The 13465-nt window shown below is 50.0% G+C and carries 13 protein-coding genes; 1 reads left to right on the top strand and 12 read right to left on the bottom strand.

All coding sequences use genetic code 11. From position 1 onward, the window contains the following. Nucleotides 1-10: 10 nt before the first annotated feature. From AM1_RS21295 to AM1_RS21250, 10 genes are all read right to left on the bottom strand, one after another. Complete coding sequence (locus tag AM1_RS21295) at nucleotides 11-313, bottom strand: 50S ribosomal protein L23 (protein WP_010469320.1); 303 nt, start codon at nucleotides 311-313, stop codon at nucleotides 11-13. Next, nucleotides 306-938, bottom strand: coding sequence for a 50S ribosomal protein L4 (gene rplD, locus AM1_RS21290; RefSeq protein ID WP_010469327.1), 633 nt, complete (start codon nucleotides 936-938; stop codon nucleotides 306-308). Before rplD ends, AM1_RS21295 begins: the two co-directional genes overlap by 8 nt. 41 nt (nucleotides 939-979) lie before the next feature. Then, complete coding sequence (rplC, locus tag AM1_RS21285) at nucleotides 980-1618, bottom strand: 50S ribosomal protein L3 (RefSeq protein WP_012164967.1); 639 nt, start codon at nucleotides 1616-1618, stop codon at nucleotides 980-982. 353 nt (nucleotides 1619-1971) lie between these two features. Beyond that, nucleotides 1972-2493 (bottom strand): DUF29 domain-containing protein, encoded by a 522-nt coding sequence (locus AM1_RS21280; protein ID WP_083776732.1) that lies wholly within the window; start codon nucleotides 2491-2493, stop codon nucleotides 1972-1974. Nucleotides 2494-2554: 61 nt separating this feature from the next. After that, complete coding sequence (locus tag AM1_RS21275; protein ID WP_012164965.1) at nucleotides 2555-3010, bottom strand: thioesterase domain-containing protein; 456 nt, start codon at nucleotides 3008-3010, stop codon at nucleotides 2555-2557. A gap of 92 nt (nucleotides 3011-3102) precedes the next feature. Then, nucleotides 3103-4395, bottom strand: coding sequence for an ABC transporter substrate-binding protein (locus AM1_RS21270; protein WP_012164964.1), 1293 nt, complete (start codon nucleotides 4393-4395; stop codon nucleotides 3103-3105). 19 nt (nucleotides 4396-4414) lie between these two features. Next, the gene (locus tag AM1_RS21265; protein ID WP_012164963.1) at nucleotides 4415-4939 is read right to left on the bottom strand and encodes a DUF2085 domain-containing protein; all 525 of its coding nucleotides are present in this window, start codon (nucleotides 4937-4939) and stop codon (nucleotides 4415-4417) included. Between the two features lie 10 nt (nucleotides 4940-4949). Beyond that, nucleotides 4950-5594 carry a cob(I)yrinic acid a,c-diamide adenosyltransferase gene (cobO, locus tag AM1_RS21260; RefSeq protein WP_012164962.1) on the bottom strand — a complete coding sequence of 215 codons (645 nt, stop codon included), beginning with the start codon at nucleotides 5592-5594 and terminating at the stop codon, nucleotides 4950-4952. A gap of 190 nt (nucleotides 5595-5784) precedes the next feature. Continuing rightward, a complete protein-coding gene (locus AM1_RS21255; RefSeq protein ID WP_012164961.1) occupies nucleotides 5785-6258 on the bottom strand; it encodes a hypothetical protein in 474 nt (157 codons plus the stop codon). 310 nt (nucleotides 6259-6568) lie between these two features. Continuing rightward, nucleotides 6569-7276, bottom strand: coding sequence for a hypothetical protein (locus AM1_RS21250; protein WP_148215789.1), 708 nt, complete (start codon nucleotides 7274-7276; stop codon nucleotides 6569-6571). A gap of 287 nt (nucleotides 7277-7563) precedes the next feature. On the opposite strand from AM1_RS21250, the gene cobJ reads away from it, so the two are divergent. Further along, entirely contained in the window at nucleotides 7564-9402 is a 1839-nt protein-coding gene (gene cobJ / locus AM1_RS21245) for a precorrin-3B C(17)-methyltransferase (RefSeq protein ID WP_041660090.1), read from the top strand. 21 nt (nucleotides 9403-9423) lie between these two features. Here cobJ and AM1_RS21240 read toward each other — a convergent pair whose 3' ends face one another. Together AM1_RS21240 and AM1_RS21235 are read right to left on the bottom strand one after the other, a co-directional pair. Further along, nucleotides 9424-12237 carry an AAA family ATPase gene (locus tag AM1_RS21240; RefSeq protein ID WP_041660089.1) on the bottom strand — a complete coding sequence of 938 codons (2814 nt, stop codon included), beginning with the start codon at nucleotides 12235-12237 and terminating at the stop codon, nucleotides 9424-9426. A 2-nt stretch (nucleotides 12238-12239) separates the two neighbouring features. Further along, nucleotides 12240-13334 carry an ATP-binding protein gene (locus AM1_RS21235; RefSeq protein WP_012164957.1) on the bottom strand — a complete coding sequence of 365 codons (1095 nt, stop codon included), beginning with the start codon at nucleotides 13332-13334 and terminating at the stop codon, nucleotides 12240-12242. Nucleotides 13335-13465 lie beyond the last annotated feature (131 nt).

Below are 13465 nucleotides of genomic sequence, written 5' to 3'. Positions count from 1 at the left end.
AGGGAGGCACTTAAACTTCTGGGAACAGGTTAATGGTGAATTCCGGTGCAAGGGTAACGGTAGCCCGTTTGTATTGGGCTTTGTGACCGATAAACTTGCCGATGCGCTTCTTTTTGATCGGCATATTGCTGGTGGAAATGCCTGTCACTTTGACTTCGAAAAGCTCTTCAATCGCAGCTTTAATTTGAGGTTTGGTCGCTCTGGGATCGACTTCAAATACGTACTGGTTGTTTTCCAGAAGTAAGGTGGCTTTTTCAGTAACGATGGGCCGCCGAATCAAGTCGGCCAAACTGGTGGGTGTTACCTTAGTCACTGTAAACCTCCTGAATTTTTGCGATCGCAGATTGGGTTGCCACAATCTGATCTGCTGCAAGCAAATCGTAGACATTTAAGTTGCTGGCTAAAATCAGCTTCAACTTTTCTACATTACGGGCAGACAGATAGATAGTGTCATGTTTGTCCGCCAAAATCAGCAGGGTTTTAGAGTCTGCGTTTACACCCCAACGCCCCATTGCTTCTAGCAAATCTTTGGTCTTAGGCCGAGAGAGGTTATCGCCAAAATCTTCTACTACAACCAAGTCTTCGGCTCGGCTCGCAAAAGCTGTTCTCAAGGCTAACCGTCGCTCTTTGCGATTCATCTTGGTGGAATAGCTCCGAGGCTTGGGGCCAAAGATGACACCACCACCCCGCCAAAGGGGAGAACGGCTGGAACCTGCACGAGCGCGACCGGTTCCCTTTTGTCGCCAGGGCTTACGGCCACCCCCGCGAACTTCAGAGCGGGTCTTACTAGAGGCGGTTCCCTGACGGGCATTATTCATTTGACGACGGAGGGCGCGGTGCACGATATGAGCCGCATTCTCTTCGTTGGCGACTTTCAGATCAAGTTCTGCTTGACCTGCGTCCTCTCCTTGCCAATTTCTTACTACACAATTAACCATGTTCTTTACTCTTTAGGCGTCTTTAGGCATTCGGCACAAAACTAGCTTTCGCCCACAATGGTGGCAGGCTGAATGTTGAGCAAAGCACCAGGCTTGCCGGGAACTGAACCCTTGATCAACAAAACGTTGCGCTCAGCATCTACCCGCACAACGGTCAATTTACGAATGGTTTTTTTGACGTTCCCCATTTGCCCAGCCATTCGCTTACCAGGATAGATGCGGCCAGGGGTCGTACCTGCACCCGTTGAACCCGGTGCGCGGTGGTTTTTAGAACCGTGACCCATGGGGCCTCGTCGGAAATTGTGGCGTTTTTGATAACCCGCAAAACCACGGCCAATGCTCGTACCGGAAATATCAACCAGCTGGCCTTCAGAAAAAAGATCGGCGGAAATACTTTGCCCAAGCTCATACTCGCTGACATCAGCGAGACGGTACTCTTGCAGATGTCTCACAGGAGTAGAACCGGATTTTTTCAGGTGTCCTAATTCAGGACGTGTTAATGCTTTTTCGGTGGTGCTGCCATAGCCAATCTGAATGGCAGTGTAGCCATCTGTTTGGGCCGTTTTAATCTGGGTGACCGGACAGGGACCCGCCTGAACGACGGTGACTGGAATCGCACGACCCGCTTCATCAAAAACCTGGGTCATTCCCAGTTTTGTTCCTAGAATACCGACAGACACAGTGAGCAGACTCCCTTACCTAAACACAATAGGGAACCCTATAACACAAAAAAATTGACCTCAGGACGCCTAAAAGACGCAATATTGCCGAAACTCTAAGCCAGGAAGACATTAGAGTTAACGCCAATCTGAGGAGCAAGTCAATTGTAGAAACAACAGAAGCATAAATTAGCTTCTCGGCCCTTAGGACTTGGGTTATTTTCGGAACCCAGTATCCTGCACAAGCACCGATTAATCATCATAGACTAGGAATGAATTCGTGTCTACATAAATTTTCAATTCACTGGCCGTTCATGGTCCTCACAGGGTTGAGGCGGCTATTAGAGTTCTAGGTTGGTAAGCTGTTCATGCACTTAATCTTGCCCTTCTGGTAGAAATTCTCTCTCTAGAACTTGCTCGGGTGTATAAGGGCTCTCCGTGGGGAATGTGCTGATACCTAGCTCTGTTTCATCGGCCGCAAGCTGTCGTGCTTTTCTGTAGCTTTCTCCAAAGCTATCTATGTAGTAATTTTTCAAGCTTGGACTATCCGTAAAGGCTTCTTGAATGCGGATGCGATGTTCTCTGATACCCCCTCGCCAGCTGCCGCTCTGTTTGCCGGGTTGGTATCGCCACTTTAATAGGTGCAATAAAAGAATGCGTAAATTACTTCTGAGGGCATTCTTTTCGCTGCGTCCCAAGCTTTCTACCTCTTCGATCAGGTTTTCAAGATCCAGCTCACTAAATCTACTTTGTTTGAGCAGTTCAACTGCTTGATCGATCCACTCAACAAAGTCAGTGTCATACAACTGCTGATGAACTAGGCCATTATTCCTGATCGGTCTGCGGTCATTACTCTCACTAGATTGTTCAGAGGTGGGGAGTTGGGTGCCCGTCATAATTGCCACCAAGACTCTTGACCTACCTCACTAATGTGACATATCCAAAGCTGTCTTGGCGTTAAGCCTTTTGGATGTCCAAAGCGACGTAGTTACCTGTAAATGTGCCGACTAATTGATCCACTGCATAGACTTCAGCGGCTAGTTGGATTCGACTTTTGCCCTTTCTTTGCAGGATTTTGAGAAACCGTTGCCATGTCTCTGGTGAGGGTGATGCGCATCGTGCTTCAAAGTCACTGGTGACAGGCTGTAGGTATTCCACGCTGTTATCTTGGATGACGATTCTGTAAGGCTTTGGTAAAGGTTGAAGCTGAATATGGACAAAAGTCCAAGCTGACAATATCGCTAAGGTGGAGATACTGCCACCAAAGCCAGTTTGGCGATGATTAATATTCGGTTGCAGAGGAACCGATAAGATGACTTGAGGATGTATGGCACTGACGGTTACAGCCATGGCTGCCGAAATTGGAATATGTTCGTGGAGATATTGTTCTACTGCTGTACAGTCTGAAGTCACGATTGGTGTCCGTAGGGTAGGTTTTTTTGCCTCAGTTTATAGTGATCGGTTCAGCCCTTATCTTCATAATCGGCTCATTAGATTCATGGACATCAGTGAGCTAGTAATTGACGGGTCTCTCTTGCGGCTGCGACCATGGCTGCTTTGGGGCTGAGTTGTTGGGTAAATGCTGCATTGAGATACCGTTGCAGGATATCTGAAGCCTGATCGTATTGAGCAATGGCAGGGCGCAAAACCGTCTGTTTCTGAATCTCCCGGAGTAAGGCGAAGTGGGGATACTGAGCCAAGATATCTGGATCGGTATAGAGAGATTTGAGGGTAGGTAGATATCCAAACTGTTGGACCACCTGCCGTTGGGCCGCTTCGCTAGAGAAAAACTGAATGGCTTGCCAGGCTTCTTCGGGATGGGAGCTGGTGGTGGCAATCCCCCAACCCCATCCGCCTTGGCAAGCCCTTGCCAATTGTTCGGGTTGAGACACCATAGGATGAATGCCGACTTTGCCTTGGACTGGAGAAGTGAGAGCATTGATCAAAGACCAGGCATAGGGCCAGTTACGCATAAAGACGGCTTGCCCATTTTGAAAGAGACGGCGGTTTTCTTCTTCTTGATAGCTGACCGTTCCGGGGGGTGAAATCCCCTCTTTCAGGGTGTTGACGAGGAAGTCTAAGGCTGTAACTGCATCTTCCGTATCTAATCCCACTGCTAATGTTTTTGGATCAATCCAATAGCCGCCAAACCCTGACAGTACCTCTAAGAACATGGCGGTTGTGCCTTCGGTCTGTTTACCTGGCCATAAAAAGCCCCAAGGCGTTCCTTGGGCTTGCAGATCTTGGGAGATCTGGATCAAATCCGCAAAGGTATCAGGGGGAGCATAGCCATACTGATCGAGTAAATCTTGCCGATAATACAAGGCTCCTACATCTGCTCGTACGGCAGGGTAGCGATAAAGTTTGCCCTGGAATTGTCCTCCTGACCAGGCACCGGTTAAGAACTGGGCTTCCTGTTCAGGGGTGACTCGTGATGACAGATCCTGCAACCACCCTGCAGCAGCGAACTTAGCCACCCAGGTGATATCCATATAGACCAAATCATAGGGCGCATTACCTAATAGGAAGGCTGATACGTAGAGGTCTTCGACAATATTGGAGGTGCTGGGGCCTTCAATCACCTCAATATGAATTTCAGGGTGCTGGGCTTCAAACTCAGCGATCAGCGGTTTCCAGACGGGGACTTCAAAGGCAGCGACCAGAAAGCTGAGGGTAATGGGGTCTGCCTGGGCTGGAGTGATGCAAGAGACACTCAACAGAAAGGTGCATAAAACAACACCCAGACATCTGCCAATGGACTTGAACAGTGCTGGGTACTGATGATTTTTCTGCAGCATTGTCAGCAGAAGGTTGGGATTAGGTGCGAGGAGCACGATGGAGGGGCGGCATGATGTAGGCCCCTAGTCCTAGCCCCGAAACTAAACCAAAAAGTGTAACCACAAAGTTGTTGTATTCCCACCACCCCCAAGACTGGGCATAGAGTTCAAAGGGATAGACTAAACAGAGACCAATGGTCAGAACCAAACCGGGCAAACCATAGCGATTGAGCCAATAGGGCGCTTGGCCTTGATTGACGGAAAACAAATAACGCATGGTTACTAGTCCCATCAGGGTGCCGAAACAGCGCATACAGACAGCCATTAAATAAGGGGGCATTAATGCTAATCCCATTTCGGGTTGGGGACAAACATGATCGCCCATAAAGTAGATGATGCTGGCGATCTGAGGCAGGATGGGTAACCCTGTGGATGCTAGGAAGGGAGCGGCCAGTGGGCCAGACACTAATCCCACTAAGATGACGTCGGCAATGATGCTGCGCCAGGGACGAGGTTGTTTGACGAACTCCACCGATTGGGTGGGCCGTTCCACTGTCCGTACCATTAAGATCCTCCTAAAATTCGATACCAGGTTGGGCTTTCACGCCTTGTTCACGGAAAGGATGTTTGACCAGGGTCATCTCAGTGACTAAATCGGCCTGATCGATTAATTCTTTGGGGGCTCCTCGCCCGGTGAGGATGACGTGGGTGTCGGCAGGCTTGGACTGCAATCCGGCGTTTACGGTGGTGACGTCCAAATAGCCATGCTTAAGGGCAATATTGACCTCATCCAAGAGCACTAGACGATAGTCAGGATTCTGAATATAAGCCAGGGCTTGCTCCCAGGCGGCTTGAGCTTTGGCGGTGTCGCGCTCGCGGTCTTGAGTCTCCCAGGTAAATCCTTCGCCCATGGCATGAAACACAAGCTGATCGGGCCAGTTTCCTAAGACGGCTTTTTCAGCCGGTTCCCATGCTCCTTTGATGAACTGAACAATGGCGACTTTATACCCATGTCCCAGGGATCTCATGACCATACCCAAGGCGGCAGTGGTTTTGCCTTTACCGTTTCCCGTATGGATAATGACTAAGCCTTTCTCGTGCGATCGCTCGGCGACCCGCTGATCCTGCACCTGTTTGCGGCGCTGCATTTTCTGCTGATGCTGCTCTGCAGTGAGTTGCGAGTCAGTTGATGGTGAGGTGGAAGAGGCCGATTGAGTCATAGGAATATCAGTAACAATGACTGGGCTCTTTAAAATAGTAATGGTTTCCGGTCAAAGGGATCATTTGTTAGCTAGAGGCCTTGACCTATGCCCAACTTCAATATCTAAGCGCCAGGGAGGACTTCCCTATCGCTTTGTTTTGGGGCTGGATAAACGTTTGCGATGAAGTACTAGGGGCTGTGGATTAGCATTAACTCCCACTGCAAATGATTTTGCGAAAAGGAAGGAGCGGGGGTTCTAGCAAATTGGATGCGGTCATTACAGTGATTTCACCGGGTTGCCAAGCTCCTTCCTGTTGGTGGTAGCTAAAGCGGATGGTGGTGATTTCGAAGGTGTGATCACTATTGCCAGATCGCCACTCAGATTGTACTGAAATATCTTTAATCTTTGCCCCGCCATATTGATTAATGTCGTTGATTAAAGCGGTGTGGGTGCAAGAATCGTGTTGAGGAATATAGTTCTTATTTCTGGCAATGATGGCTGATAGATAATCAGTTCCTACTTTCTCAGCACTGGGATAGGGCAAAACGGCTGGCCCCAAAAGTTTGTTCAGAAATAGATTAATCAAAATACCGAGCAGAAAGGGTCCCAACAAGAAGCCCACACTAGTCGCCACTGGAACGGAAGCAATCCTTTGACTCAATTGAAAGGGGCGATGGGGCATTCAAGAATCGAGTAATAGCTGGAGGGATAAGTGATCTCTAATATGAAATCCTTTACGTCGCAGTGATCTAAATTGCTCCTGAACTCCCGATAACGATTGCATGACAAGGCTAGCCTACAGTAAGGATGCAGTCAGCCAAAAACATGGACTATTCTTATTGGGATTATGTCCCAGGCAAAACCGCATGATTAGGACATAGAGGCAAATTCTGTTTGCGATACTCCTATCTCTGACTCTCGAAATGGGTCCGTCTTGAGGTCTCGTTTATCACTGCTAGCGATGAAATTAGGCTGAGTAATTGTGCCATCCTTTAACGAAATGCATGGTTAATGAGGCTAATGCCAACCCCAAGCACAAATAAGCCTGCCAGAAGAGCGAGAGAAGATTCTAAAATCACTCTGCTTATGGGTTTGTCTGTGACAATGGCATCTTCTAGTAAGGGCAACTGATTGCTGTGCTTTTGGCGACCCAAGACTCGAATAACATCCCCGTTGCGAATGACCTTTTCTCTCAAAATTAGGGTTCGACGGGTACCTGTTAGTTTGTGCTTTAATGTGATTTTTTGTTCGGCTAGTAAAGATACGGATCGGGATTCTGTAAATTCACTCCATAAATCTTGGCGATCTTCAAAATGAATATGATCTAGCTCTAATTCGGTTGGTTTGACCTGTACTTGCCCTCTGGATGTCTGCACACTCAGATTCCACCGTCCCCGAGATTGACGATGTAGGAAGGCGAATGAGTCACCCTCCTTTGTATTATTGCGTGGCTCTAGTATAAAAAATTCATAGGCGATACAAGCGGTTTGGCTGATGGGTGTCGTTTGCACTTCATTGGGATGGGTTGCGCAGGCTTTGCCTTTAGCCATCATTCGGCCTTTACGTCGAGGATGGTAGCTGGGGGCAAAGATGGTGAGTTTTAAGCCTCGGAATCCGATATAGCAAGCTCCTCCACCCATCAGTATCACAAACAGCCCCAGGAGTAAGTGGAAGGTGAAATTTATAAAGGCTATGAGCATTGGGATGGCTCGATTTAGGACTGGACAAGTAGCAAGCGTGCCCTTCCACCCAAAGTACCCAGTTTAGAGAGGTTGAAAATCGTTTCCAGAGCTGTGGTGCAATTCGATAAATTAGCAGAACGCTATCGTCCGCATATTCAGCCCCCAAGATTTGACAATGAGCATTCCTCTTGGATGTATTCCAATATCCCAAAACAATTCGGCCATTCTGAAACTGCGTTAAGTAAACAGTTTTCTCTATTGGCCATAGTAGACTTCTCCTATACTTCCACCTACAGGCATTCCACTTGAGTCAACGTTTGTTTCAAACCTTCCAGCCTTTAGCCGCCATCGCCACCACCCCCAACGCCGTCCACACCCTCCATCCCCTCTGTCAACAAACCGGAGCCACCCTTTGGGTCCCTGCCTCCCTCTCCCACCTACCTCACACCCAAGCCTATAGCGGCTCCCTCAAAGACCATCTCCAAACCTTGTGGAACGACCATCAGGGTCTGATCTGTTGCCTTGCAACCGGAGCCGTCGTCCGCCTAATCGCCCCCCTCCTAACCGACAAATCCCAAGATCCTGCCGTTGTCGTCCTTGATGAACCCGGCCAATTCGTGCTCAGCCTCTGCAGTGGTCACCTGGGGAGAGCGGATCAACTTACCCAACTCCTCGCCCAACAAATCGGGGCCACCCCTATCCTCACCGGGGCCAGTAATGCCGCTAACTTGCCTAGCATTGATACCCTCGGCATCCCCTTCGGCTGGCAACGAGGGGCTGGTGATTGGAACGCTATCGCTGGAGCCATTGCCCGAGGTGAAACTGTCACTGTCCACCAAGCCGCTGGTTCCGAACTATGGCAAGCTCATTTACCCCCATCTCACACCTATCAATTCGTTAGCGATACTGAAGCGCCCCAAATTTGGATCAGCCCCAAAGTCCTATCCCCAAAACAATCCAGCGTCCAATGGCATCCCCGCGTTCTCTGGGTTGGCATGGGCTGCGAGCGAGGCACCTCCCGACAGCTAATGGAACAGGCCCTGCGACAAGTCTGTGAACAACATCAACTGGCTTGGGAAGCCATTGCTGGGGTTGCCACCCTAGACCTGAAAGCCGATGAAGTCGGGTTAGTGGATCTCTGCCAACAGGCTAACTGGCCTCTAAAATGCTACTCCCCTGAAGACTTAAAAGCCGTAGCAGTCCCCACCCCTTCCGATGTCGTTAAGGCTGAAGTGGGCACCCCCAGCGTGGCTGAAGCCGCTGCCCTTAAAGCTGCCCAGCAATTCACCCTCCTGGCAACCAAGCAAATCTTCAAAGACCCGGCACAACCTGGAGCGGTCACCATTGCCATTGCTCAAGCTGAACAAGAATATACCGGGCGTAGGGGGCAACTGCTTCTAGTAGGAACGGGACCTGGTGACCTGGACCAAATGACTCCTGCATCCAAAACGGCCATTACCCAAGCAGATGTGGTGATTGGCTATACCCTCTATGTGGACTTGGTGCGATCGCAGTTTCGTCCTGGTCAAATCATTGAACCGTCCCCCATTACCCAAGAACGCCAACGCGCCCAACGGGCCATCGATTTAGCTCAGTGGGGCCTGACTGTTGCCGTGATTTCTTCGGGTGATGCTGGTATTTATGGCATGGCCGGTTTAGTGATGGAAGCACTACAGCAGAATGGTTGGGATGGGCAGACCCCAGTCGTCCAAATTTTTCCCGGAATTTCTGCTCTGCAAGCAGCTGCTTCTCAAGTGGGTACGCCCCTTATGCATGACTTTTGCGCCATTAGCCTCAGTGATTTGCTCACCCCTTGGTCCGTGATTGAAAAGCGCCTAGAGGCTGCCGCTGCTGCTGATTTTGTCATGGCTCTGTACAATCCGCGATCGCAAAAACGCATCGAACATCTACTCAAAGCCCAGCAAATCTGTTTGCAACATCGAGATCCACAAACCCCCGTAGCCGTGGTGAGATCGGTCTATCGTCCAGACCAAACCACTCATCTGGGAACGCTATCAGAGCTGGATACGCTGCCCGTAGATATGCTCAGCACCGTGATTATCGGCAATGCCACCACTCGGTTTCACCAGGATTGGATGATTACCCCCAGAGGGTATTTCCCTCCTTCTAATCCCTCGACTTAGCTCAGATCGAACTAGCTAGGTCTAAGAGACCTTTGCAAACCACCGCCGAATCAACTCCACCTGAAAGCAATACCCTCCATCTACAGATTGAATGAGGTCTTGCTGTCTCAAGTGACGCATTAGGCTATCTACTGGTTTATTTAGATATTGGTTTAAGTCGCTAGCGGTAATAGCATTCCCTTCTCCCCGAGCTGCCATATATTTCAGAATTGCTAATTCGTCTACACTGACTTGATTTTGCTCAATATCGGTAAAGAAGAAACTGGCACTGGTCAAAGCTTGGGGAACCGCTGCTTCCACATCTGCCAAGGTTGCCCATCGGCGGATCGTGATGCCCTGCTCATTTTTCAGGGCAATAATTTCAGCACAAAGCAGTTGGATCAAAAAAGGATGGCAGTGGGTTAGTGCTATCACCCGCTGTACCGCATCAGGCTCGTATTGCAACTCAAATTCAGGGATGGGATTTGTGATCAGCTGCAGCGCTTCTGGTTCCGTCAAATAGCTGACTGGAACCACTTGCAGATTAATCAAATAGCTAGCCCAACTTTTGAATGCTTCCAGAGTATGAGTGCCCGAGAGCAATACCTTAAACTGAGGGCGATGCTGAATGAGATGACGTAGCATTCCCAAAATGGCAGATTCGTCAAATCTTCCCTGCTCAAAGGCACCCACTAAAACTTCAAACTCATCTAGAGCTAGCAATGCCGTCCGATTGCCCAACAGCACCCCTACTTCATCTAGCCATTCTTCAAACTGGGTAAAAGGATCAACCGCCAAATCGCTTCGTTCCAAAGGGGGAAATTGAACGCCTCGATACTGTTTTGCAGCGGCTGACATGGCTTTGGCTAGGTTATATAAAAAGCCCGTGTGATCCTGAGCCCGTGATGCTGACCCTTGCAAATCCACAAATAAGGGAATAATCGTCTGGGGGAGCAAACGCCCTAAATTATTGAGCAATGACGTTTTGCCCATGCGTCGCTGCCCGTACAGCAACAAAGCCGGACTGCGATCATCGCGCACGAGCTGTTCAATTCGCTGGCTAATATCCGTCCGACCAACAAACAGCGCCTGTTGCCCAGTTAAAGGGATACCGATAATGTAGGGCGAGTCAATTTCTTGGTTCTGGTCCGTCTCGGTTTGGAGGGTTTCAATCTGTTGGGCAATGATCTGATGCCAGGCCTGAAAAATAGTGCGGAATCCGGCGATGCGATAGTCGTTATTTGCTGGCCGCGGGACATAGACCGCATCCCCTCGTATCACCTGCCGTTGAGTATCCAATCGTTCCAAGACCGCGCTCAGAGCCAACCGCTGATTGTAGGAACTCCTTTGCTGTAGGGCGGCATCCACATCCAAACTGATCTGCTGACAGATACGGAATAGATGACTCTCCTCCGTTGCTTCACCCAGAATCGTCTTCTGAACCTGGCAGATATCTGCGATTGTTCTGCATTGCTCTAACTTACGAATATTCAGCTCCACTTGAGCCTGGTGAGCCGCCCATCGTTGCGGTGTGCGATCAATAAAGTCGATGGCCGCTTGTCCCTCTTGTGCCCAACTCTCCAGAGCCAGGACTAAATGCTGATCTAGCCCGACTAACGGCAGATATTGAAACTCATCCCAGAACACCGTATGCCATCGTAGGACGCTAGATTGATGCTCCGTTCTTTGGGTATCGAGGCGATACAGACACTGATTCCACAAGATTTGTACGGGATATAGCAAAATAGGTCGCCACTGGGCCATCGTTAATCCCAAAGCGATGCAAACCAGGCTTATCGGTAACGTCAGTTGCAGGGATAGCCCACCAATCAGACTGGCAAAAATGATATACACGCCGCCGCTGCCAATGGTGCCCACAATTGCGGCAATCCAAGGACCAGCGATGGATTCCGTCAGCACATAGGGCAGAGCAAATAAGGTGGTTAAGAGTGCGGCATTACCACCGCCAATCACCATACCCCGAACCACAGCACTGTTAACGTTTAAGCCCAGTCCCACTGCTGTGCCAATGAAGGCTCCTAAACCAAGGCACATTGGGATTGCAATCCGCCATCGCTGCGTTCGCCATCCCAGGGCAATACCGTAAAAGCACCCCATTCCCAACCCTAAAAGGGCAAAAGAGACGGTGTTAAGTGGAATTGCACCCGGCCGGAGAAGCTGCGTTGTTGCTTGGGCCACCGCCCATAGACCGCTGAGGCTCAGGACAATCCCCAACACTGCACCACCTAGTTTTTGCGATACGGGAATGAGATCGCTTTTTCGAGGCGACAAACTCACAGCTACACTAGCCGCCACATTCGAGGCATTAATCCCCACCAAGGACACCGGGTGAATAAAGCTCTGCAACACCCCCACACTCGCTGCAGCTGACCCCAACCCCCAACCCAGCTCGGCGAGGGTGGTTGTTCCCAGCATGACCCCAAATAGGAGTCCCACCACAATCCCGCTGATAAAACTGCTGGCCAAACTAACGGCGACGCCCACCACCATTCCCCCAGCTAAGCTGCCAGCGACACTTGCAGCCATGCCCACTGCCATGCCAAAGGCCATATCAGCACCAGAAACACTTAATCCCCATAGCCCCAGACCAACAACACCCCCAACCAGCAGAGGCAGAATTACATACCCTTGTATCAACAACCGTTTGAGCGCTGAGGGCTGGGGTTGTCTCCAATTGATCTCCGCTAGACAAAAATCAGGGCGCAGATTGATGGAGCGCAGGTGATGTTTCCAGGCCGAAGGATGGAAGAAGAACCAACAGAGTAGATGCAAACTCCCCAAAACTAAGTTGGGATGCAGGGGCGGAGCATGGGTATAGCCCTGTAAGCGCGACACCGTTATTTCTGATCCAACAAATATCGATAGGGTTCAATCTGTTTCAACCCTTCGACTTGCCATGCTGTCCCGGTTTCGTCATTTTCTAAGGCAAACAAACGTTCAGAACATAAAATTTGAGCCAAAAACGGCCAGCCCCCACTCTGCTGGCAAATCCAAGCTTGATCCGCGTCCGTAAAGGGAATCGGTGAACTTGCAATGAGATCTAAGGTATCTTGCTGCTGCCAAGGGGCTAATGTCGTGGAATAGCCAAAGATATTGAAAAAGGGCGAGCTAAATCCGCTATGTTGGGCCAGTTCCATGGGTGTCTCTGGAGCAGAGATAACAAAGGCCAAATTGCCCGCCGTTTGATTTGTGGCTAAAGACCGAAGACTTTCCCAAAAGGCATCGTCTAGCTCAGGACATCGCTGCAAACCCACCCCAATCTCATCTAGCAGGATGACGGTGGGCTGATGGACGGCACCACTGACCCGATCCATAAAGCCATCTAAATCCAGGGCATCGGGAACTGGCAAACTGAGGGCCGATAGTAAATAGCCTAGTAGTTTATCCTGGCTGGACATGCGGGCATTTTGAAAATCAACGAAAATCCAGTTGTAGAGATCTGGACGAGGCAACCAATTCTGCTTTTGGTGGGGTCGCAGTTGATCCGGTGCAGTCGTGGGGATGGTCTCTAGGTAGCGGAGAAACGAGGTTTTACCTGACCGCCGTGGACCCATGATCGCCATATTCTGCAATGGATGGTGTTTGAGCAGGGTAAAGCAGCGTTTGAGCTGTCTTTCTCGACCAAAGAAATGACGGGGATGGTGAATGGGTGTCCCGGTGATAAACGGTGACGCTTTCAGGGCAGCAGGTGGAGCATCCAGTGCCGATGGGGACTCTGTGTAGGCAATCGCTTGCCAATCCAACCCCAATTGATCGCAGATTTCGCGGAAGTTTTCGTAGTCAATGGGTTTACCGCCCAGAAAATTCTTGACGGTGGAGAGGGACGGGCCAATGTCGGCGGCGAAGGCCTTTTGACTGGGATACCCGTTTCGTTGCAAAGCCAGTTTCACTTTCGGCAGGTTGTCGATGGTGACTCGCAGGGATCGTGCCATTGTTTCGTGCAGAGGCTTTGCTCAAATTGTATCGTCCATCCATTGGCTCGAACTCAACCTCAAGTCACCCCTAAGTCCCCTCTCGCCCAACCGTAATCTCAGCCTTAGCCCGGTTTAGATAAAGGGGATAA

This window comes from Acaryochloris marina MBIC11017 (genome assembly GCF_000018105.1).
In the GTDB taxonomy this organism is placed as follows: domain Bacteria; phylum Cyanobacteriota; class Cyanobacteriia; order Thermosynechococcales; family Thermosynechococcaceae; genus Acaryochloris; species Acaryochloris marina.
Note: the sequence above shows the minus strand (reverse complement) of the source record. Positions and strands in the feature narration are given on the sequence as shown.

Bases quoted from the DNA above. Each gene is read 5' to 3' on its own strand.
- rplD (WP_010469327.1), bottom strand. From the start codon at position 938: ATGGTTAATTGTGTAGTAAGAAATTGGCAAGGAGAGGACGCAGGTCAA.
- AM1_RS21280 (WP_083776732.1), bottom strand. From the start codon at position 2,493: ATGACGGGCACCCAACTCCCCACCTCTGAACAATCTAGTGAGAGTAAT.
- AM1_RS21270 (WP_012164964.1), bottom strand. From the start codon at position 4,395: ATGCTGCAGAAAAATCATCAGTACCCAGCACTGTTCAAGTCCATTGGC.
- AM1_RS21265 (WP_012164963.1), bottom strand. From the start codon at position 4,939: ATGGTACGGACAGTGGAACGGCCCACCCAATCGGTGGAGTTCGTCAAA.
- cobO (WP_012164962.1), bottom strand. From the start codon at position 5,594: ATGACTCAATCGGCCTCTTCCACCTCACCATCAACTGACTCGCAACTC.
- AM1_RS21255 (WP_012164961.1), bottom strand. From the start codon at position 6,258: ATGCCCCATCGCCCCTTTCAATTGAGTCAAAGGATTGCTTCCGTTCCA.
- AM1_RS21250 (WP_148215789.1), bottom strand. From the start codon at position 7,276: ATGCTCATAGCCTTTATAAATTTCACCTTCCACTTACTCCTGGGGCTG.
- AM1_RS21235 (WP_012164957.1), bottom strand. From the start codon at position 13,334: ATGGCACGATCCCTGCGAGTCACCATCGACAACCTGCCGAAAGTGAAA.